At 49.9% G+C, this 21,582-nt stretch carries 18 protein-coding genes; all 18 read left to right on the forward strand.

Features of this window, described 5'->3' with window-relative positions:
* The first annotated feature begins 3 nt into the window (after positions 1 to 3).
* The 18 genes from DWX32_RS08535 (at position 4) to DWX32_RS08620 (ending at position 21,547) form a co-directional block, all read left to right on the forward strand.
* The gene (locus DWX32_RS08535; protein ID WP_055228134.1) at positions 4 to 669 is read left to right on the forward strand and encodes a hypothetical protein; all 666 of its coding nucleotides are present in this window, start codon (positions 4 to 6) and stop codon (positions 667 to 669) included.
* 18 nt (positions 670 to 687) lie between these two features.
* A complete protein-coding gene (locus DWX32_RS08540; RefSeq protein ID WP_022461039.1) occupies positions 688 to 1,455 on the forward strand; it encodes a hypothetical protein in 768 nt (255 codons plus the stop codon).
* Positions 1,456 to 1,735: 280 nt separating this feature from the next.
* A complete protein-coding gene (gene mutS, locus DWX32_RS08545; RefSeq protein ID WP_118640618.1) occupies positions 1,736 to 4,372 on the forward strand; it encodes a DNA mismatch repair protein MutS in 2,637 nt (878 codons plus the stop codon).
* Between the two features lie 55 nt (positions 4,373 to 4,427).
* Complete coding sequence (gene mutL, locus DWX32_RS08550) at positions 4,428 to 6,458, forward strand: DNA mismatch repair endonuclease MutL (RefSeq protein WP_118640617.1); 2,031 nt, start codon at positions 4,428 to 4,430, stop codon at positions 6,456 to 6,458.
* Positions 6,459 to 6,467: 9 nt separating this feature from the next.
* Positions 6,468 to 7,445, forward strand: coding sequence for a tRNA (adenosine(37)-N6)-dimethylallyltransferase MiaA (miaA, locus tag DWX32_RS08555; protein WP_117509148.1), 978 nt, complete (start codon positions 6,468 to 6,470; stop codon positions 7,443 to 7,445).
* Positions 7,439 to 8,725: a methionine gamma-lyase family protein gene (locus DWX32_RS08560; RefSeq protein ID WP_055228136.1), complete on the forward strand. Its 1,287-nt coding sequence runs from the start codon at positions 7,439 to 7,441 to the stop codon at positions 8,723 to 8,725. The genes miaA and DWX32_RS08560 overlap by 7 nt, the downstream gene beginning before the upstream one ends.
* Positions 8,725 to 9,912 carry an NAD(P)/FAD-dependent oxidoreductase gene (locus DWX32_RS08565; RefSeq protein WP_173827227.1) on the forward strand — a complete coding sequence of 396 codons (1,188 nt, stop codon included), beginning with the start codon at positions 8,725 to 8,727 and terminating at the stop codon, positions 9,910 to 9,912. The genes DWX32_RS08560 and DWX32_RS08565 overlap by 1 nt, the downstream gene beginning before the upstream one ends.
* Positions 9,909 to 11,522 carry an NAD(P)/FAD-dependent oxidoreductase gene (locus tag DWX32_RS08570; RefSeq protein ID WP_055228138.1) on the forward strand — a complete coding sequence of 538 codons (1,614 nt, stop codon included), beginning with the start codon at positions 9,909 to 9,911 and terminating at the stop codon, positions 11,520 to 11,522. Before DWX32_RS08565 ends, DWX32_RS08570 begins: the two co-directional genes overlap by 4 nt.
* Before the next feature lie 94 nt (positions 11,523 to 11,616).
* Positions 11,617 to 12,306 carry a RadC family protein gene (gene radC, locus DWX32_RS08575; RefSeq protein ID WP_022462847.1) on the forward strand — a complete coding sequence of 230 codons (690 nt, stop codon included), beginning with the start codon at positions 11,617 to 11,619 and terminating at the stop codon, positions 12,304 to 12,306.
* 56 nt (positions 12,307 to 12,362) lie between these two features.
* Positions 12,363 to 13,376, forward strand: coding sequence for a rod shape-determining protein (locus DWX32_RS08580; protein ID WP_055217830.1), 1,014 nt, complete (start codon positions 12,363 to 12,365; stop codon positions 13,374 to 13,376).
* Between the two features lie 21 nt (positions 13,377 to 13,397).
* Positions 13,398 to 14,249, forward strand: a complete 852-nt coding sequence (gene mreC / locus DWX32_RS08585; protein ID WP_055228139.1) for a rod shape-determining protein MreC — start codon at positions 13,398 to 13,400, stop codon at positions 14,247 to 14,249.
* The gene (mreD, locus tag DWX32_RS08590; RefSeq protein ID WP_022462850.1) at positions 14,250 to 14,777 is read left to right on the forward strand and encodes a rod shape-determining protein MreD; all 528 of its coding nucleotides are present in this window, start codon (positions 14,250 to 14,252) and stop codon (positions 14,775 to 14,777) included.
* The gene (locus DWX32_RS08595) at positions 14,762 to 17,746 is read left to right on the forward strand and encodes a penicillin-binding transpeptidase domain-containing protein (protein WP_118659644.1); all 2,985 of its coding nucleotides are present in this window, start codon (positions 14,762 to 14,764) and stop codon (positions 17,744 to 17,746) included. Before mreD ends, DWX32_RS08595 begins: the two co-directional genes overlap by 16 nt.
* 129 nt (positions 17,747 to 17,875) lie before the next feature.
* The gene (minD, locus tag DWX32_RS08600) at positions 17,876 to 18,655 is read left to right on the forward strand and encodes a septum site-determining protein MinD (protein WP_022462852.1); all 780 of its coding nucleotides are present in this window, start codon (positions 17,876 to 17,878) and stop codon (positions 18,653 to 18,655) included.
* Between the two features lie 12 nt (positions 18,656 to 18,667).
* Positions 18,668 to 18,928 (forward strand): cell division topological specificity factor MinE, encoded by a 261-nt coding sequence (locus DWX32_RS08605; protein ID WP_022462853.1) that lies wholly within the window; start codon positions 18,668 to 18,670, stop codon positions 18,926 to 18,928.
* On the forward strand, positions 18,912 to 20,108 hold the full coding sequence (locus DWX32_RS08610) for an FtsW/RodA/SpoVE family cell cycle protein (protein ID WP_118659646.1): 1,197 nt from the start codon (positions 18,912 to 18,914) through the stop codon (positions 20,106 to 20,108). The genes DWX32_RS08605 and DWX32_RS08610 overlap by 17 nt, the downstream gene beginning before the upstream one ends.
* Positions 20,083 to 20,487 carry a methylglyoxal synthase gene (mgsA, locus tag DWX32_RS08615; protein WP_022462855.1) on the forward strand — a complete coding sequence of 135 codons (405 nt, stop codon included), beginning with the start codon at positions 20,083 to 20,085 and terminating at the stop codon, positions 20,485 to 20,487. The genes DWX32_RS08610 and mgsA overlap by 26 nt, the downstream gene beginning before the upstream one ends.
* A complete protein-coding gene (locus DWX32_RS08620) occupies positions 20,462 to 21,547 on the forward strand; it encodes a D-alanyl-D-alanine carboxypeptidase family protein (RefSeq protein WP_226906396.1) in 1,086 nt (361 codons plus the stop codon). The genes mgsA and DWX32_RS08620 overlap by 26 nt, the downstream gene beginning before the upstream one ends.
* Positions 21,548 to 21,582 lie beyond the last annotated feature (35 nt).

Below are 21,582 nucleotides of genomic sequence, written 5' to 3' on the forward strand. Positions count from 1 at the left end.
TCTATGAGAAAAACGACAAAATTGTTTTTGGGTTTTACAGCAGGACTTCTGCTTCTGTGCGGCTGCTCGGCGGCAGAAGAAAAGTTAGGGTATGAAAACGCGGATGTGGCAAAAGAAGCCCTTGCATCGGCTTCGTCCGTCCGCATGCGCTGTGATCTGGATAACGTTGACGCTTCGGGAAACATTTATGCGGATGAAAAGGCTGCCGCGTATATGAAAAACAGCGGTCTCTTTGATCAGACCTGGACGATCTCTATTTCCGGCGAAGAATGGTTCCATATGAAAATTGTGACGGACGAAGAAATCAATAAGATGACAAAATCCGCTACTACCTATGCATTCTATGATCCGGACAACAACCTGCTTGGCTATGCACAGGAGCGCGTGACGACACCGGATCAGATGCCGGAAGCGTATTACATTATTTTTCTCGATGCAGATCTGAACGAAAAACCATATTACGCATCAGAGGATGGACATACCATTTATACAGAGGGCGGAACGGTGATCGGTTCTGCGAAAAAAGAGATGGACTGGTCCGGTTCACAGTGCAATCTCTATGTGAACCTGGAGGATAACGGTACGCAGGTGATGGATTTCCAGGATAAATACGCCTTGCTCGATATGATGTACGATGAGGCAAATGAGTATTACAAAGATAACAAGTAAGGCGGAGGAAAAAGGCAGTTGAAAAAGAGAATATATACAGCCGCTGGTCTTTTTCTTGCCGCCGCTCTGGTGCTTGGCGGCTGCGGAAAAGAAAAAGTGCCGGAATCTGAGTTTGCAACTGCGGATGAGGCAAAAGAGGCGCTTACATCGGCAGAAACCATAGAAATCTACTTTGACCTGTATGGAAGTAAACGAAAGACGAAGATTGTGGCAGACGGAAAAGTGGCGGGCTATCTTCAGAAGAATACGGTCTATATCAACGAGGAGGAGTGGTTTTCGATTGACTATGTGGAGGATGAGCCCATCAATGACAGAGAAGGCTCCGGCACGACGTACGGCTATTACGACGCATCCGGTACGTGTCTTGGCTATGCGCAGGAGCAGTATGTGGATACCTCCTATGGAAAAGATACAAGACTGATTTTCCTTGATGTAGATGAAACGCCGCTCGATTACCAGAGTTCGAGAAGCGGCAGGATTCTGTATGATGAAAATGACGAGGAGATCGGCAGCGGAAAGATCGGGCGATCAGGGGTCAGTCTTCTTGACCAGTGGTACACGAATCTTTACTGTGCCGTCTTTAAGACCGAGACGGACGGCACGCGGCAGATTGATTTCATGGACCGGATGGCGATGCTGTGGCGTCTGGAGCGCGATTACCGCTCAATTGACGACAATCCTGTCAACACCGGCGTGCAGATTTATGAAACGGTTGCCGTTGTTTTTGTGCTGATCCTGTTGATTGGTTCGTCTTTCTCAAAATGGAGACAAAAAAAGAAAAATTAAAGGGAATGCTCGCTTCCTGGACGGCTGGTTTTGAGAAAAAACCACTGACAGGAAGGGGGCATTTTATACGCTTGTGAATCTTGCACAATTTCTGGTTTCATGCTAAAATTGTGCAGGTATAACGTTTGTTATACTTCTTATATTTATTTTTGAGAAAAGGTATGAAATACAAATGAACGATACAGAAACAAAAAACACAGCGGTAAAAGCGCCGGCACTGATGTCCACGCGGCCTGTGACAGCACAGGATGCGCTGGATCAGTGTGAGAAGCTTTCGCCTATGATGGTACATTATTGCCAGACGAAGACGGGCTTGACTGACCCGGCTAATACCATTTTGTTTTACCGCTTAGGTGATTTCTACGAAATGTTCTTCGAGGATGCCACCCTGGTATCCAAAGAACTTGAGCTTACGCTGACCGGAAAGGACTGCGGCATGGAGGAGCGCGCTCCGATGTGCGGTATCCCGTATCACGCTGCAGAAGGGTATATCAACCGTCTTGTAGAGAACGGCCATAAGGTTGCGATCTGCGAGCAGATGGAGGACCCGAAACAGGCAAAGGGCATGGTAAAGCGCGAAGTCATCCGCGTTGTCACACCGGGTACGACGCTGATCCCGCAGGGACTTGATGAGACGAAGAACAACTACATTATGTCGATCGTCTGCATGGAGGGATGCTTCGGTATCTCTACAGCAGATATCTCGACCGGCCAGTGCCTCGTCACGGAAATGGACAAGCCGCGCCGCCTTGTGGATGAGATCACGAAGTTTATGCCGGCGGAAATCATCTGCAATCAGTCGTTCCTGCTCTGCGGGATCGATGTGGAGGATCTTCGAACCCGCCTTCATATCTGCGTGAATGCATTGGAAGACTGGTATTTCGACGATGATATCTGCCGCCGTACGCTGCAGGAACAGTTCCATGCTGCTACGATGGAAGGCCTTGGCATCGCCGATTACAACTGCGGAACAATTGCAGCCGGTGCGCTGTTCCAGTATCTGCACGAGACACAGAAATCGGATCTGTCTCACATGAATTCGATTACACCGTATGTGACAGACAAATATATGCTGATCGACAGCTCCAGCCGCCGGAATCTGGAATTGGTGGAAACGCTGCGGGAGAAGCAGAAACGCGGCTCCCTGCTCTGGGTTCTCGATAAAACCCGCACGGCGATGGGCGCACGTCTTCTGCGAAGCTACGTAGAGCAGCCATTGATCGACGAGGAGGAAATCAACGCACGGCTCGATGCTGTAGAGGCTCTAACGGGGCAGGCGATGATCCGCGAGGAAATCCGTGAATACCTCCGTCCGGTTTATGACCTCGAGCGTCTCGTCGGAAGAATCAGCTACCAGTCCGCGAATCCGCGTGACCTGATCGCCTTTAAATCGTCGCTGCAGATGCTGCCTTACATCAAGCAGCTCTTAAACTCGTTTGACGGCGGCGCTTTGGCGCAGATTCAGGAGGATCTCGACCCGCTGGAAGACCTCTATCAGCTTGTCGATGCGGCAATCGTCGATGATCCGCCGTATCTGATGCGCGACGGCGGTATGATCAAGGACGGCTATAACGAGATGGTCGATAATTACCGTCACGCCAAGACCGAGGGAAAACAGTGGCTGAGTGAGCTGGAGGCAAGCGAGCGCGAGAAAACCGGAATCAAAAATATGAAGGTCAAATACAACAAGGTATTCGGCTATTATCTGGAGGTCACGAACTCGTTTAAAGATCTTGTCCCGGATTACTATACGAGAAAACAGACGTTGACGAATGCGGAGCGCTACATTACCCCGCGTCTGAAGGAACTCGAGGATACGATTCTCGGTGCGGAGGATAAACTGTATGCGCTGGAATACGATCTTTTCTGTACGGTGCGCGATACGGTTGCCGGTGAGGCGGAGCGGATTCAGCGCACGGCGCAGGCTCTGGCACGGCTCGATGTGTATGCATCGCTTTCCTACGTTGCCGAGCACAACCACTATGTGCGTCCGAAGCTGAACAGTCGCGGAAAGATTGATATCAAGGACGGCCGTCACCCAGTGGTCGAGAAGATGATTCCAAACGATATGTTTATCGCAAACGATACCCTGCTTGACAACGGTGACCACCGCGTTTCCGTCATCACCGGACCGAACATGGCCGGTAAATCGACGTATATGCGCCAGACGGCCCTCATTGTGCTGATGGCACAGATCGGTTCGTTTGTTCCGGCTTCGAAGGCAAACATCGGTATTGTGGACCGGATCTTTACCCGTGTCGGCGCATCCGATGACCTGGCAAGCGGCCAGAGTACGTTTATGGTTGAGATGACGGAGGTGGCAAATATTCTTCGGAATGCAACCTCGAACAGTCTGCTGATTCTCGATGAGATCGGAAGAGGAACGAGTACGTTCGACGGTCTTTCGATCGCCTGGGCTGTGATTGAGCATGTGGCGAATCCGAAGCTGCTCGGCGCAAAGACACTGTTCGCTACGCATTACCATGAGCTGACTGAGCTTGAAGGAAAGCTTCCGGGCGTGCACAACTACTGTATTGCCGTTAAGGAAAAGGGCGACGATATCGTATTCCTGCGTAAAATTGTACAGGGCGGCGCAGATAAGAGCTACGGTATCCAGGTAGCGCGTCTTGCGGGAGTGCCGGAGTCAGTGCTCTCCCGGGCGCAGGAGCTGGTGGAGCAGCTGAGCGATGCCGATATCACTGCTGCGGTCAAGGATCTGACCATGCAGAAAAAACCGAAGGCAAAGCCGGTTCACTACGACGAGGTCGATATGGCACAGATGTCGCTGTTCGATACGGTGCAGGACGATGATATCATCAAAGAGCTCTCGGAGCTTGATATCTCGAATATGACACCGATGGATGCTTTAAATACCCTGTACCGTTTCCAGGGAAAGGTGAAAAACCGCTGGAAATAGGGGAATACTGGATCAGAACATAAGTTAGAATCAATCCGAAACAGAAAGGAACAACATGGCTACCATAGCAGTACTGGATCAGAATACGATCGATAAAATTGCGGCCGGTGAGGTCGTGGAACGGCCGGCTTCCGTGGTAAAGGAGCTGGTGGAAAATGCAATGGACGCCGGTGCGACGGCGATCACCGTGGAAATCCGCGACGGCGGTATCTCGCTGGTGCGGATCACGGACAATGGAAGCGGCATTCCGGCCGAACAGGTGCCGCTCGCTTTTCTGCGCCACGCGACGAGCAAGATCCGTTCCGTGGAAGAACTCGTGCAGATTGCATCTCTTGGCTTCCGCGGCGAGGCGCTCTCGAGTATCTCGGCGGTTGCGCAGATCGAGATGATTACGAAAACGCCGGATGCGCTGACGGGAACGCGGTATGTGATTGAGGGCGGCGCGGAGAAGGCCAATGAGGAGGTCGGTGCCCCGACCGGAACAACCTTTCTGGTCCGGAATCTTTTTTACAACACGCCGGCTCGTCAGAAATTCTTAAAAACGCCGGTTACGGAGGCGAATGCGGTGACTTCCGTTGTGGAGCAGCTTGCGCTGTCGCACCCGGGGATTTCGTTTAAATATATGGTGAATTCACAGGTGAAGCTCCATACGAGCGGCAACCGGAATTTAAAAGAACTGGTCTATAATATTTACGGCCGCGACATCGCGCGGGAGCTGATCGAGATTCACTCGGAAAGCCCGCTGATGACGATCGACGGCTTTATCGGAAAACCGGTGATCTCGAGGGGAAACCGGAATTTTGAAAATTATTACGTGAATGGACGGTATGTGCGGAGCAAGCTGCTCGCCCGTGCGATTGAGGACGGATATCAAACATCGATGATGCAGCATAAATATCCGTTTACGCTGTTCTATGTCCAGATGGATGGAGAGGCGGTGGATGTCAATGTGCATCCGACGAAGATGGAACTTCGTTTTTCTCATCAGGAGGAGATTTACCGCCAGATGCGCGATATGATCTCAGGTGCGCTGAATCACAGGGAGCAGATTGTGAAGGTTTCGCTTTCTTCCGACAGGGAACGGAAAGCAGAGGAAAAAGCGGCACGGAAAGAACAGATTGTTGTTCCGGAACCGTTCGAGCAGAAACGGCAGGTAAAAGAAGGCTTTGCACGGCAGTCCCTTCCGGTGGAGCCGGTTTCCAGCCAGAGCAGAAGAATGCCAATTTTCCCGGAGGTGGAACGAAATGGATACCGCGCAGCGAAAACGTATGTGCCGGTTCAGCAGATGACGGGAATGACGCGGGAAGAGGAAGAACTGTTTGAGCCGGGGGCAGGAAACGTGCCAAAGACGGCAGACCTCTCAAACGCGGACGCAATACAGCATCAGCAGGAGCCAGATGTAGCTCCAACGGTATCTTCCATGCCGGAAGAATCCTCATCTGTATCTGCTTCGCCTGAGCCAGAAGGCCAGATGCAGCTCTTTGATGAGCAGTTTCTTACCCCGGAGGCAGAGAAATCGCACCGCATCATCGGCCAAGTTTTCGATACGTACTGGCTGATTCAGTACGGCGAGAATCTCTACATCATCGATCAGCATGCCGCGCACGAAAAGGTACTGTTCGAGCGGATGATGAAAAATTACCGGGAAAAGAACGTCACCTCCCAGATGGTGAGTCCTCCGCTGATCGTCTCCTTAACGCCGCAGGAAGCAGATCTTGTGACCCGTTACATGGACGTTTTCCAGTCCTTCGGCTACGAAATTTCCCCGTTCGGCGGAAAAGACTATGCGATCAACGCCGTGCCGCACAACCTGTACGGTATTGCGACGGAGGAGCTGTTTATCGAGATTCTCGACAATCTTGAGGAGGTCCGCGAAAAGCCGCTGGAGATTTTAAAAGACCGTCTGGCGACGATGTCGTGCAAGGCCGCCGTAAAGGGCAACAATCATCTTTCCTATGCAGAGGCGGAGCAGCTCATTGCCGAGCTTTTGACGCTCGAAGATCCGTATCACTGCCCGCACGGCCGGCCGACGATCATTTCCCTCTCGAAACGGGAACTGGAAAAGAAATTTAAGAGAATTGTGTAGGTGATTTTTTTGAAAAAACCTTTGATTATCCTGACCGGTCCGACCGCTGTCGGCAAGACGAAGCTGTCGATTTCGCTTGCCCAAGCGGTGAATGGGGCCATTATCTCCGCGGATTCCATGCAGGTCTACCGCCATATGGATATCGGATCTGCCAAAATCCGCCCGGAGGAGATGTGCGGCGTTCCGCATTATCTGATCGATGTGCTCGATCCTTCCGAAGAGTTTCACGTCGTGAAGTTTGTGGAACTGGCGCATGAAGCGATGGAAAAAATATACGCCGCCGGACAGATTCCGATCGTGACGGGCGGCACCGGCTTTTATATCCAGGCGCTTTTAAAAGAAGTTGATTTTACGGAATCGCACGGTGAACTGCCGATCCGGAAACAGCTGGAAGAAAAAGCAGCAACGGAGGAAGGCGCGGCAGAACTGTACCGGGAACTTTCCGAGGTTGATCCTGCTTCCGCGGAGACGATTCACCCGAATAATGTAAAACGTGTAATCCGGGCGCTGGAATATTATCACGAGACAGGACAGAAGATTTCGGAGCACAACGAGGAGCAGAAGCAGAAGGAATCTCCGTACTGTTCTGCTTATTTTGTGCTGAACGACGAACGTTCGATTCTGTATGACCGCATTGACAGGCGCGTCGATCAGATGATCTGCGACGGACTGGTTGATGAAGTTTTCCGTTTGAAAGAAATGGGATACACAAGAGATCTTGTCTCCATGCAGGGACTGGGCTACAAAGAACTGTTCCCGTATCTTGCGGGCGAATGCACGCTGGAGGAGGCCGTCTATATCATCAAGCGGGACACCCGTCATTTTGCCAAACGGCAGCTGACCTGGTTCCGACGGGAAAAGGATGTGATCTGGCTGAACAAGCCGGATTTTGACTACGACGAAGAAAAAATATTATCATATATGCTGGATCGCTGGAACGAAATCGTTTCGGCCGATGCAAAGGAAGAAGGAGAACAATCATGTTGACAGAAAAAGCTGCTATGTACAGCACACTTGGCATTTCCAAAGAGGTTTTCGCATTTGGAACGAAAATTGAGGAAGAATTAAAAGAGCGTTTTGCAAAAATTGATGAAATCGCAGAATACAACCAGTTAAAGGTCATCCACGCCATGCAGGCAAGCAAGGTCAGCGAGGCATGCTTATATGGAACCACAGGATACGGATACAATGACCTGGGACGTGATACGCTGGAGCAGGTCTATGCAACGTGCTTCGGCACTGAGGATGCACTGGTACGCCCGCAAATCGCCTGCGGAACCCATGCGCTTGCAACGGCGCTTTCCGGAAATCTCCGCCCGGGCGACGAACTGCTTTCTCCTGTTGGAAAACCGTACGACACCCTTGAGGAAGTGATCGGCATCCGCCCGTCCGTCGGATCTCTTGCGGAATATGGCGTAACTTACCGCCAGGTAGATTTAAAAGAGGACGGCTCTTTCGATTACGAAGGAATCAAAAATGCCATCAACAAAAAGACAAAGATGGTGACGATTCAGAGGTCGAAAGGATATCAGACCAGACCGACGCTTTCTGTTACCCGCATCGGTGAACTGATTGCATTTATTAAAAATATCAAACCAGATGTCATCTGTATGGTCGATAACTGCTACGGCGAGTTCGTGGAGACGATTGAACCGACCAATGTCGGTGCAGATCTGATGGTCGGATCCCTGATCAAAAACCCGGGCGGCGGACTGGCTCCGGCCGGCGGTTACATTGTTGGAAAGAAAAAGTACGTGGAAAATGCAGCATACCGTCTGCTCTCCCCGGGACTTGGAAAAGAGGTTGGCGCAACACTCGGTGTGAACGGTTCCTTCTACCAGGGATTCTTCCTGGCACCGACCGTTACCGCAGCGGCATTAAAAGGTGCTGTCTTTGCTGCAAATGTTTATGAGAAACTGGGATTTGCCGTTGTTCCAAACGGAACCGAGAGCCGTCACGACATCATTCAGGCGGTAACCTTTGGAAAACCGGAAGGCGTCATCGCATTCTGCCAGGGTATCCAGGCAGCTGCCCCGGTCGACAGCTTCGTTTCCCCGGAACCTTGGGATATGCCAGGTTACGACAGCCCAGTTATCATGGCAGCTGGCGCTTTCGTGCAGGGCTCTTCCATTGAACTTTCTGCCGATGGCCCGATCAAACCGCCGTACGCTGTCTATTTTCAGGGTGGGCTTACGTGGCAGCACGCAAAATTCGGTATTCTGATGAGTCTTCAGAAACTCGTCGATGCCGGTATGGTGACATTATAATGGCAAAAAATGTGGTAATTATCGGCGGCGGCGCGAGCGGACTGATGGCGGCAATTTGGGCCTCACGTCTCGGTGCCGCGGTCACCGTTCTGGAAAAGAACGATAAACCGGGCAGAAAGCTTCTTGCGACCGGAAACGGACGGTGTAATTTTACCAATCGTTATCAGGATGCATCGTGCTACCGCACGGGAAATCAGGAGCGTGCATCACGGGTTCTCGAACAGTTTACCGAACAGGACACCGAACAGTTTTTTGAACAGCTCGGCATCCGCATCCGGAGCCGTGAAGGCTGGCTTTATCCGGCCAGCGAGCAGGCACAGTCCGTTCTTGAGCTGCTGATTTTGGAAGCCAGATTCCGAAAGGTAAAAATCAAGACACGGGAAACGGCTGTTGCAGTGGAAAAAGCCGAAAATGGTTATCTGGTGCGCACCGAAGGATGGCAGTACCCGGCTGACAGCGTCATCATCTGCTGCGGAAGCTGTGCTTCCCAGATCGCCGGTTCCGACGGAGATACACTTCGATTTGCCGATCAGCTTCAGCTCGCTTCGATTCCGTTTTTCCCGGCCCTCTGCCCGCTCCGCTGCAAAGGAAACCAGTTTTCCTCCTGGGCGGGTGTTCGGGTGCGCGCGAAGATTACGCTTCTGGTTGAAAATCAGGAGGTTCTGACGGAACAGGGAGAGCTGCAGCTTACCGACTACGGTGTCTCCGGCATCCCGGTATTCCAGATTTCCCGGTTCGCTGTGCGCGCCTGCATGCAGAAAAAACGCGCTGAACTTCTCGTAGACTTCTTTCCGGAACTGACGGAATCGGAGCTTACTGCAGAATTTGTCAGACGGCAGGAAATCTGCCCGTATAAAGCGCCAAAAGAGCTTCTGATCGGCCTTCTTCCGGAAAAACTCATTCCGGTTCTGATCGGAAAGAAAAAGATTCCGGAAGAAATGGCAGGCGCCATCAAATCATATCGTTTACAGATCACCGGCCAGACCGACTTTGGAAAAGCCCAGGTGTGTGCGGGCGGCATCACGCTCGACCAGCTTACGGATTCTCTGGAATCGGTACAGCACCCTGGTATTTTCTTTGCGGGAGAAGCCCTGGACGTCGACGGCGTCTGCGGCGGCTACAATCTCCAGTGGGCCTGGTCCAGCGGAAGTGCAGCCGGAAGAGCTGCAGCAGGAGAACATTCATGATTCGGATACAGCAATTAAAGCTTCCAGTCACCCACACACAGGAGGAACTGGAACAGAAAATAAGAAAAACACTGAAAATCGGAAAACACGATCTGCAGGAAATTGAGCTCTTACGCCGCTCAATTGATGCCAGAAAGAAATCCGAATTAAAATACGTTTATCAGCTTGATGTAAAAGTAAAAGATGAGAATGCCGTACTGCGGAAGGCGAAAAATAACCAGATCGTAAAAGCGGAGAAAAAGCCATATGTGTTCCCAAAATCTGGAGAACAGACTCTTGTTCACCGGCCGGTTATTATCGGAAGCGGTCCGGCAGGACTTTTTTGTGCCTATGTTCTCGCAAAGCATGGCTACCGTCCGCTCGTTCTGGAGCGCGGCGAATCTGCAGAACAGAGAAAGAAAAGTGTCGATGCGTTCTGGAAAACCGGCGTTCTGAACCCGGAATCGAACGTACAGTTCGGAGAGGGCGGCGCCGGTACGTTTTCGGATGGAAAATTAAACACTTCGGTGAAGGATCCATCCGGCAGAAACCGTGAGGTACTCCGGATCTTCACGGAATGCGGGGCACCGGAAGAAATTCTGTACGATCAGAAACCGCACCTTGGCACCGATCAGCTCATCGGAATTGTGACAACGATGCGGAAAAAGATCGAGGCATGGGGCGGAGAAGTCCGTTTCGGAGCAAAAGTGACGGACTTTGGGATTGAAAACGGCAGACTCACTTCTGTAACCGTCAATGAAACCGAGAAGATTGCCGCGGAGACTGCAGTCCTTGCGATCGGCCACTCTGCACGCGATACCTTCTTTAAACTCTGCGAAAATAAGATCTCCATGGAAGCAAAATCCTTCGCTGTCGGCGTCCGCATTGAGCATCCGCAGAAGATGATCACGGAGGATCAGTACGGACCGGAGGCACCGGATTTCCTTGGGGCAGCACCGTATAAGCTCACCAATCAGTGTGAAAACGGAAGAGGTGTGTACTCATTCTGCATGTGTCCCGGCGGCTATGTTGTCAACGCATCCTCGGAAGCGGAACGCACCTGCGTCAACGGTATGAGTTATTCTGACCGGGAAGGTAAAAATGCGAACAGCGCTATGATTGTCACCGTAACACCGGAAGACTACCGCCCGTACCATGTAGAGGGAACGCCGGACGTACTCGATGGTGTGGCATTCCAGAGAGCGCTTGAACACGCTGCGTGGGAAGCCGGAAAAGGCAAAGTTCCGGTGCAGCTTTTTGGTGATTTCTGTGAAAACAGAGTTTCTACAGCACTTGGAGAGGTAACCCCTTCCATCTGCGGAGAATGGACTTTCGCCAATCTGCGGGAAGTTCTTCCGACGTTTATCGGAGACTCCCTTGTGGAAGGCATTCGTGCATCTGAGCGGAAAATCCACGGCTTTTCCCGTCCGGACGCCGTTCTTTCCGGCGTGGAAGCGCGTACCTCGTCACCGGTCCGCATTGTAAGAAATGAAACGCTCGAAAGTCCGTCGCTTACCGGTCTTTACCCGTGCGGAGAGGGCGCAGGCTATGCGGGAGGCATCACTTCCGCAGCCATGGACGGATTAAAAACGGCAGAGGAAATTGCAAAAAAATATATGAATTTTTCATAATTCCTATACATCTGCGGAAAGTTGTGCTAGAATGATGGGTGATTCAAACCAATGTATTCCATGAAAATTCCCGGAAGAGTGGTGGGAGGAATACATGAGAAAAAATGGATTACGAAACCTGCCGACGATGGAACAGCCATATGAAAAATGCCTGGAAAACGGCCCGGAAAGCCTTTCCGACGCGGAGCTTCTGGCTGTCATTTTACGATGTGGGGCAAGGGGAAAAACATCCCTGGAGCTCGCAAGAGAAATTCTTTCCCTTCCCGGAAAAGAGGAGGGCCTGTTAGGACTCTATCACTGTACAAGACAGGAACTTCTGCAGATCCGCGGAGTCGGGGAAGTAAAAGCGATCCAGCTCCAGTGCATCGGTGAGCTTTCCAAACGAATGGCCGCGGCCGGAGCAAGAAAAGGTCTCTGCTTTCATGATCCGGCTTCCATTGCGGATTATTACATGGAACGTCTCCGCCACGAGGATCAGGAGGTTCTTCTCTGCATGATGCTGGACACAAAAAATCAGCTTCTCGGAGAAAAGGAAATCACAAGAGGAACGGTCAATGCGACGATGATTTCGCCGCGGGAGCTTTTTCTTGCGGCACTGCAGTTCCGTGCGGTTCATATTCTGCTGGTTCACAACCATCCAAGCGGAATCCCGGAACCAAGCGGTGACGATATTACCGTGACACGGCAGATCCGGCGGGCGGGCGAAATGCTCGGCATTACCCTGCTGGATCACATTATTATCGGGGATCACTGTTATACCAGTATGCTGGAACAGGGAATCTGATCCCGAAAATCCGAGGCAGAAATGCCCAAAGGAAGGGAACAAGTTAAAGGAGCACGATGCAGATTCGAAATGTATACGGCATAGACCTTGGCACCAGTACCGTCAAAATCTATGACCTGAAGAAAGACACAATCACAAAAGAAAAAAATATGATTGCCATACGCAACCGCGAACAGGTGATTGCCGTTGGAAATTACGCATATGAAATGCACGAGAGAACGCCTTCCAATATCGAGGTAATTACCCCCATGAGCAACGGACGCATTGCGAATGTATTGATGGTAGAAGCCGTTTTGCACACGCTTCTCCATCGCTGTACGCGCCACATGGGATACCGCCCGGAGCTGTATTTTTCAGTTCCCTGCGATATGACAGAGATTGAACGGCGTTCTTATTATACGATTGCACATAAGGGAGCCTTAAAAAACTGCCGCATGTATCTTGTGGATAAACCAATCGCGGATGCGCTGGCACTTGGCATTCCGATCAACCGCACGAAGGGTTCCATGATTGTCAACATCGGAGCGCAGAGCACAGAGATTTCTGTTATCGCCAACGCGAGGGTTATTTTTTCCAGAATCATCCCGGTAGGCGGAAAACAGTTCAACGAATCGATATGCAATCTGAACCGCCGCAAAAACAATTTCCAGATTGGCTCCAAAACAGCCAAACGTGTCAAGATTGCGCTGGCGGATCTTGGAACAGACAAAAAAGAGGCGCGGAAGGTGCGCGGCGTAGATGGTGCATCCGGTCTTCCAATGGAAGGGATCATTACTTCTTCCCTCGTAAACGAAGCACTCCTTTCCGGTGTTAATGAGATCGGCGAGGAAATCAAGCATGCGCTGGAGCGTACACCGCCGCAGATCCACGATCATATCCAGAAAGAGGGTATTTACATCACCGGCGGAAGCACAAGGATTCCGAACATTGACCGCTATCTTTCGAGACAGCTCGGCTGTCCGGTGCAGCTTTCCCAGTATTATGACCTCTGTACCATCTGTGGGCTCAAGGAACTGATCACGCACGATGCGCTGCATCGCTGGGCTTACACGGTAAATAAAAAGAAGTAAATCTATCAAAAAGGACCCGCTATGAATAAGAAGAAAAAATTTCAGCTAAAAAGCAAACATTTACTTTTCATCATGACGTTCCTGTGTCTCTCCGGCATTTTAGGCAGTGCAGCAGACAAAATGCCGGTCACGCCGATCCGGGAAGCCGCAGGCTTTGTGATCATCCCGTTTCAGAACGGAATTAACCAGATCGGTGCGTATTTGACAGACTGTCTGACCGGTTTCCAGAACGTCAAAAAACTGTCTGCCGAGAAAGAGGAGCTTGAACAGAAGGTCACGGATCTGACTGAGGAAAACAATCAGCTTGTACAGGAGCAGCAGGAGCTGCAGCGTCTTCAGGAGCTGTATCAGCTGGACCAGTCCTACTCGGAATATGAAAAAGTAGCAGCACAGGTCATCTCAAAGGATCCGGGCAACTGGTATGATACCTTTGTCATCAACAAAGGATCAAATGACGGGATTCAGAAAGATATGAACGTTATTGCAGACGGCGGCCTTGTTGGACTTGTTGAGGAGGTAAGTTCCAATTCCGCTACTGTCCGCTCTATCATTGATGACTCCAGTTCCGTGAGCGCCATGACAGCATCTACCTCGGATACGTGTATTGTATCGGGTGATCTGCGCCTGATCAGCGACGGAAAGCTTGCCTTTTCCCAGCTGAATACAACCGACACGGTAGCTGAGGGCGAAAAGATTGTGACATCGAACATCAGTGATAAATACCTCCGCGGTATTCTGATCGGCTATGTCAGTGAAATCACCGAGGACTCCAATCACCTGACGAAAAAGGGATACATCATTCCTGTTGTGGATTTTCAACATATTCAGGAAGTTCTCGTGATCAAAGAATTAAAACAGCAGGGAGGAGAGTAAATGCGCAGAAAAATCACGCTTGCCTTTCTGATTCTGGCAGCTTTCCTGTTACAGACAACTGTATTTCAGTATTTTCAGATCGCGTCCGTAACGCCGAACCTTCTTCTGATTCTGACGTCCGCCTTTGGGCTGATGCGCGGAAAAAAAGAGGGACTGATGGTCGGATTTTTCAGCGGCCTGATGATTGATCTGTTCTACGGCAGCCTGTTTGGATTTTACGCACTGCTCTACATGTATATCGGTTATCTGAATGGCTTTTTCTGCAAAGTCTTCTATGACGATGATATTAAGGTACACATTGTACTGGTCGCTGCCAGCGATCTTGTCTACAGTCTGCTGATGTATGTGCTGCAGTTCCTGCTGCGCGTGCGCCTGCACTTTTTCGATTATCTGGCGCATATTATTCTGCCGGAAATGGTATACACGGTAGTGCTCTCCATTCTGCTTTACCGGCTTTTATTTATCATCAACCGTAAACTGACCGAAAATGAAATGGAAGGACAACAGTCGCCATGGCTAAGAAGATAAGAAAACTTTTCCGCAGACTCGGTGAAAACCGCACCCTATTGCTTGGTGTGGTTTTCCTTGCTATGTTTGCCGTCCTGATCGGAAGACTTTTTATCCTGCAGGTGGTGCATGGAGAAGAGTATGCGGATAATTTTGAACTGCAAATCACAAAAACCAGAACCCTTGATAGTACAAGAGGAAATATTTATGACCGGAACGGAAAACTGATCGCTGGAAATAAGGTTTCCTACTCCGTAACCATCGAGGATAACGGAACGTACAACACGACAAAAGAACGTATTCTCTCTCTGAACGCAGAACTCTATCGTCTCTGTAAGCTGATTCGTGCAAACGGAGACTCGATTGACACCAGCACCTTCCCGATTGAAGTGGATGAGAACGGTGCGTTTGTTTTTACAGGTGAAGAGGGAACAACCCGCGACCGTTTCCGTGCAGACATTTATGGACAGAAGAAAATCGACGATATGACGGCAGAACAGAAGAGTTCCAGTGCCGAAACGCTGATGACATTTCTTGCCGGACCGGACGGCTTTGGCCTGGATGCCTATTCTGACGATGAAAAATACGCATATTCTGCCAAAGATTTTGAAGAGTATGGTCTTCCATACCAGACAGACGAATCCGGAAATGCGGTCCTTTCTCTTTCCAATCAGGAGCGTCTGGAAATTCTGGTGATCCGCTATAAGATGAAACAGACGAATTATCAGAAGTATGTCCGCGTGACAGTTGCCTCCGGCGTCAGCAGCAATACAACTGCATCGATTGCAGAGAATGAAGATGTTCTGCAGGGTGTCAGCATTTCGGAAGATTCCGAGCGTGTATATTATGACGGAAAGTATTTTTCCTCTCTGATCGGTTATACGGGCCAGGCGTCCTCAGACGAGCTGACAGAACTGAATGAAGAGCTGAAGAGCCAGGGAAAAGAAGAAACGTATTCCACGGAATCCATCGTCGGAAAATCTGGTCTGGAACAGTATATGGAGACAATCCTTCAGGGAACCGACGGATCAGAAGAGATTATCGTTAATAACGTCGGAAAAGAGCTGGAAACGGTAGAAGGATCCCTGGTTGAGCCAAAACAGGGAAATAACGTCTATCTTTCGATTGATTATGACCTGCAGATTGCGGTATATAAAATTCTGGAACAGAGAATTGCCGGCATTCTGAAACAGTATCTGAGTGATGTAAAATCCGTTGATACCTCAACACTTGCCAATACGGATGCCGTTCCGATTCCAATTTACGATGTATACAATGCACTGATCGAAAACAGCACGATTGATATTTCCCATTTCTCGGCGGCGGATGCCACGGAGCGTGAGCAGCGGATCTATGCACTGTTCCAGCAGAAGCTCCAGCAGGTGCTTGCCGAGATTACGCAGGAACTGACCGTTGAAACAGCAACCGTTTACAACGACCTCAGCGATGAAATGCAGGAATATGAGACATTCATCGTGGATAAGCTGCTTTCCAGTACGATGGGTATTCTTTCTTCAACAGCAATTGATGAGAAAGACGCCACCTATCAGGCATGGAATGACGGAACGATTTCTCTTCGTGATTATCTGACGTATGCGGCAAGCCAGAACTGGATTGATGTCTCAGCACTGACGCAGGATGATGCCTACCTGGATTCTCAGGAGGTTTATCAGAAGCTGACGGAGGTTATTCTGGACCGTCTGGCAAACAATACAACATTTGCAAAAAAGATGTATCACTATATGCTGCTGCAGGATATGCTCGATGGCTATGATATCTGCAATCTGATGTATGATCAGAACCTTCTGACGAAAGAGGATGACGATTATGCCGCTTATGTTGCAGGAAATATGACACCGTTCCAGCTTCTGTCCGATAAAATCGCCAAACTGGAAATCACCCCGGCACAGCTTGCACTCGATCCGTGTTCCGGTTCTGCTGTCATTACGGACCCGAATACCGGTGCTATTTTAGCCTGTGTTTCCTATCCTGGCTACGACAACAACCGCCTGGCAAACCAGATGGATACCGCATACTGGGCAAAATTGAATACCGATGAATCCAGCCCGCTGTACAACAAAGCAACCCAGCAGAAGACGGCTCCTGGTTCCACCTTTAAACCGCTGATGGCGGTTGCCGGATTAAGCGAAGGCATAATTACTCCGACCAGTACCATCAACTGCAACGGTCTGTTCGGGGAAGGACTTGTCAACGAATCTGACTATGTCCACTGCCATCAGTTGAGCGGCCACGGAGATCTGAACATTGTCGGTGCCATCCAGAACTCCTGCAACGTGTTCTTCTGTACGCTTGGATATCGTCTGGGACTCGATGAGAACGGCACCTTTAAACAGAAGCGCTCTCTGGAAATGATCCAGAAATATGCCGATATGTTTAAGCTGGATGAAAAGACTGGAATCGAAATTTCGGAAACCGATCCGAATGTAACCGATTCCCTCCCGATCCCTTCCTCGATTGGTCAGGGTACCAACAACTATACGACGACACAGCTTGCACGCTATGTCACAACGATTGCAAATTCCGGTACGGTTTATAATCTTTCCCTTCTGCAGAAAGCAACGGATTCGGATGGCAATGACATCGATATGGGCGCAGATTTCGGCCCGACGGTAAATTCAGAAATGGATGTTGATTCCAACATCTGGGATCTGGTACACGAAGGCATGCGAAAAGTAATCAGCGTATCCAATGCGACCATTTTCCCGGAATCCTGGCCGGTAGAGCTTTCCGGAAAAACTGGTACCGCGCAGGAAGACCGTACACGTGCAAACCATGGACTGTTTATCGGCTTCTCTCACTATGAGAGCAGAGACGATATTGCTCTTGCCGTCCGCATTCCGTTTGGATATTCTTCTATGAACGCAGAGTTGGTAGCTAAGGATATCTTAGATTATTACTATGGCCTCTCAGACGATATTCTGTCCGGTCAGGCAAACTCCAACGGTGTTGCAAGCGTGAGAGCAGACTAAGGAATTTTTCCGGCAGAAACGAAGCCTGGGAAGAAAGCTGCAAAAGAGAAAGGATGCGTTTTTAAACAAAGGTTTGGACGCATCCTGCGGCATGAAAATGCAGAACAGTTTTCAACAAGGAGGTTCCAGATGAGTGAAGTCATTGTAATTACATCAGGAAAAGGCGGCGTCGGAAAGACGACAACCGCAGCAAATATCGGAATCGGGCTGGCACAGCTTGGAAAGAAAGTTGTGATGGTAGATACCGACATCGGTCTTCGAAACCTGGATGTCGTGCTCGGCCTTGAAAACCGGATTGTCTACAATCTTGTGGATGTTGTGGAGGGCAACTGCCGGATGAAGCAGGCGCTAATCCGCGACAAACGGTACGAGCAGCTCTACCTTCTCCCGTCTGCCCAGACGAGGGACAAGACAAGCGTAACGCCCGAGCAGATGAAAAAACTCTGCGATGAATTAAAACAGAGCTTTGATTTTGTTCTTCTTGACTGTCCGGCAGGCATTGAGCAGGGATTTGCAAATGCAGTTGCCGGTGCCAATAAGGCAATTGTTGTGACTACGCCGGAGGTTTCGGCCATCCGGGACGCGGACCGCATCATCGGCCTTCTGGAGGCGCAGGATCTGAGGGATATCTCTCTTGTCATCAATCGTATCCGGCCGGATATGGTAAAACGCGGTGAAATGATGTCGGTGGATGATGTACAGGAAATTCTTGCTGTTCCGCTGCTCGGCATTCTGCCCGATGATGAGCAGGTAGTAATCGCCACCAACCAGGGCGAAGCGATCGCTGGAAGCGGTTCCAAGGCAGGAGAAGCCTTTACGAATATCAGCCACAGGATCCTCGGGGAGAGTGTTCCCTACTTGGATCTTGACAGCAAAAAGGGATTTTTCCGCCGCGTATTCGGGCGATAGGAGGGAACTGGTATGGGTTTATTTTCAGGCAGAAAGCCGCACTCCGGCCTCGTTGCAAAAGAACGTCTGTCCAATCTTTTAATGGCAGAACGTCTGAACTGTTCTCCGGCATCGCTTCAGATGCTGAAAAATGATCTTTCTGCTGCTGCAGGAAAATACCTTACCGTTGAGGCGGATGAAATTTCCGTCACCATTACACAAACAACCCCTGTCATACTGACAGCGAAAATACCATTGAAAAGAAACGAGGAGTATCATGTTAAGACGATATAAGCTGAAAAATTATAATTTCCGGCTGGTCATTCTTCTGATTGCCATCAGCATTATTGGTGTGTTTCTGATCGGAAGTGCAGACAGTGCAGACCAGAAAAAACAGGCCATCGGAGTCGTATTGGGCGTAGTCATCATGATTATTGTCTCTTTACTTGACTATAGCTGGCTTCTGAATTTTTACTGGGTTCTTTACATCGGAAATCTGATGATGCTTGGCGTTCTTTATCTCGGCGGTTCTACCGCAAAAAACACGTTTGGTGCGACCCGTTGGATTCAGATCGGAAGCTTTCAGTTTCAGCCGACCGAGCTGTCAAAAATCTTTCTGATCATGTTTTTTGCGATGTTTCTGATGAAGCATGAAGAAGATCTGAATACGGCGAAAACCATTTTTACCGCGATCGGGCTTCTGATTCCGCCGCTCGTTATGATTTACCGTCAGCCGGATTTGAAAAATACGATTACGGTCATGGTTCTGTTCTGCTTTATGATGTATGTGGCGGGCTTAAGCTACAAAGTTATCGCCGTTGTTCTGGTTTCCGGTTCAGCACTGGTACTTGCGCTTCTGCTTGTCATTACGCAGGTGAATTTCCAGCTTCCGGCGGCTCTTGACAAGACGATTGGTTATCAGCTTGGGCGAATTCAGGACTGGTTAAGCGATGATGCCGACAACGCCGACGGCCGTCTCCAGCAGCAGAATTCCATTACAGCCATCGGTTCCGGAAAGCTGACCGGAAAAGGACTCAACAACAATAAAGTTTCTTCCGCAAATAAGGGAAATTTCGTTTCCCAGAACCATAATGACTTTATTTTTGCAGTGGCAGGAGAGGAACTTGGTTTCTTTGGATGCTGCGGAATCATCCTGCTCCTGTTCCTGATTCTCGTCGAATGCATCCGGACTTCCCGGAAAGCAAAAGATCTGTCAGGAACGTTGATCTGCTGCGGTATGGCAGGACTCATTGCCTTTCAGAGCTTTCTGAATATCAGTGTTGCAACCGGAATCCTGCCGAACACCGGTACACCGCTTCCGTTCGTCAGCTATGGACTGACCTCCCTTGTAACACTTTACATCGGAATGGGGCTTGTCCTGAATGTCGGACTGCAGAACCGGGATTTTGTAACCAGAAACTATGAATTACTAAGGAGGAAAACCATCAATGAACATCGGATTGATCGCGCATGATGCAAAAAAAACGCTGCTTCAGAACTTGTGTATCGCCTACCGCTCGGTACTTGCCAAGCATACTCTTTACGCAACCGGAACTTCCGGCCGTCTGGTAGAAGAGGCAACCGGACTTAACGTCCGCAAATATCTGGCTGGACACGTTGGAGGCGTTCAGCAGATGGGTTCTCAGATTGAACAGAATGATCTGGATCTTGTGATTTTCCTGCGGGATCCGGAACAGCCGAAACAGCATGAGCCGGATGTCCATCGGATTATCCGTCTCTGCGACGTACACAGCATTCCGCTTGCCACCAATCTTGCAACGGCAGAAATGCTGATCAAATCATTAGACAGAGGAGAAATGGACTGGCGTGAAATCTACCGGAGAAACGACTAATACTACAGAAAAAGAACAGAAACTGCCTGTAACGGAGAAAAACGGGACTGCTCCGGAAAAAACCGAACATATTTTAAACCGCCTGATCATCGGCGCGGGTGTCTGTGTTGCTGTTATTGCGGTTCTGATCGGTGTGAAACTGTACCGTCAGGACCGCCAGATGGACATTACAGAGCCGTTTGCGCGAAGTATGGTGCTCGCCTCCGATCCGCTTTCGGCAGAAAAACGGTTTCAGGCTGAAACGCTCTCTGCCGATCTCTGTGTCGGTGAGACGAGCGTACCGCTGAATGATATCTCGTTTTCTTCACAGGTAAAGGCCGGACTGTTTGATCTGGATCACAAAAAAGTATTGTTCGCGCAGAATATGTATGATCAGATCTACCCAGCCAGCATCACGAAGATCATGACGGCTCTCCTTGCCATGGAATACAACCAGCCGGATACGCAGGTAACGATCACAGAAGAGGATCTTGCGCTGGAAGATGGATCCCAGATGAGTGGACTGGCCGTGGGCGATACGGTAACGATGGATCAGCTTTTCCATGCATTGTTGATTTATTCTGCCAACGATGCTGCTATGGCGATTGCTCGCCAGGTAGGCGGAAGTGTAGAGAATTTCGTTCAGATGATGAACGATAAGGCAGCTTCCCTTGCCATGACCGGTACGCATTTTGCAAACCCGCACGGTCTTCACAATGAGAATCATTACACTACTGCATATGATGTTTATCTGATGCTGTATGCTGCCTATCAGCATACGGAATTCCAGAATACGATGTCAATGTCTTCCTACACGCTGAACATGACGCATGCGGACGGTACGGCGGGAACGATCTATTTAAGCTCCACGGACAAATATCTGACCGGAGAGAAAAACGCACCGGAAAATGTGACGGTGCTCGGCGGAAAAACCGGAACGACCGATGAGGCCGGTTCCTGCCTGGCACTGGTATCCCAGAATGCATACGGAGAACCGTTTATCTCTGTCATTCTTCATGCATCAACAAAAGTGGAACTGTACGAGGACATGAACACTCTTCTTTCCAATATCAACTCCTGACGTAATCTTTTTGCAATCCCCCGGACGGCGTTTTT

Origin of the sequence: Blautia sp. AF19-13LB (genome assembly GCF_003479105.1) — a bacterium.
Lineage (GTDB): Bacteria > Bacillota > Clostridia > Lachnospirales > Lachnospiraceae > Fusicatenibacter > Fusicatenibacter saccharivorans.

Coding starts and splice junctions, on each gene's coding strand:
- DWX32_RS08535 (WP_055228134.1), top strand. CDS start 4: ATGAGAAAAACGACAAAATTGTTTTTGGGTTTTACAGCAGGACTTCTG.
- mutS (WP_118640618.1), top strand. CDS start 1,736: ATGATGGTACATTATTGCCAGACGAAGACGGGCTTGACTGACCCGGCT.
- mutL (WP_118640617.1), top strand. CDS start 4,428: ATGGCTACCATAGCAGTACTGGATCAGAATACGATCGATAAAATTGCG.
- DWX32_RS08560 (WP_055228136.1), top strand. CDS start 7,439: ATGTTGACAGAAAAAGCTGCTATGTACAGCACACTTGGCATTTCCAAA.
- DWX32_RS08565 (WP_173827227.1), top strand. CDS start 8,725: ATGGCAAAAAATGTGGTAATTATCGGCGGCGGCGCGAGCGGACTGATG.
- DWX32_RS08570 (WP_055228138.1), top strand. CDS start 9,909: ATGATTCGGATACAGCAATTAAAGCTTCCAGTCACCCACACACAGGAG.
- radC (WP_022462847.1), top strand. CDS start 11,617: ATGAGAAAAAATGGATTACGAAACCTGCCGACGATGGAACAGCCATAT.
- DWX32_RS08580 (WP_055217830.1), top strand. CDS start 12,363: ATGCAGATTCGAAATGTATACGGCATAGACCTTGGCACCAGTACCGTC.
- mreC (WP_055228139.1), top strand. CDS start 13,398: ATGAATAAGAAGAAAAAATTTCAGCTAAAAAGCAAACATTTACTTTTC.
- mreD (WP_022462850.1), top strand. CDS start 14,250: ATGCGCAGAAAAATCACGCTTGCCTTTCTGATTCTGGCAGCTTTCCTG.
- DWX32_RS08595 (WP_118659644.1), top strand. CDS start 14,762: ATGGCTAAGAAGATAAGAAAACTTTTCCGCAGACTCGGTGAAAACCGC.
- minD (WP_022462852.1), top strand. CDS start 17,876: ATGAGTGAAGTCATTGTAATTACATCAGGAAAAGGCGGCGTCGGAAAG.
- DWX32_RS08605 (WP_022462853.1), top strand. CDS start 18,668: ATGGGTTTATTTTCAGGCAGAAAGCCGCACTCCGGCCTCGTTGCAAAA.
- DWX32_RS08610 (WP_118659646.1), top strand. CDS start 18,912: ATGTTAAGACGATATAAGCTGAAAAATTATAATTTCCGGCTGGTCATT.
- mgsA (WP_022462855.1), top strand. CDS start 20,083: ATGAACATCGGATTGATCGCGCATGATGCAAAAAAAACGCTGCTTCAG.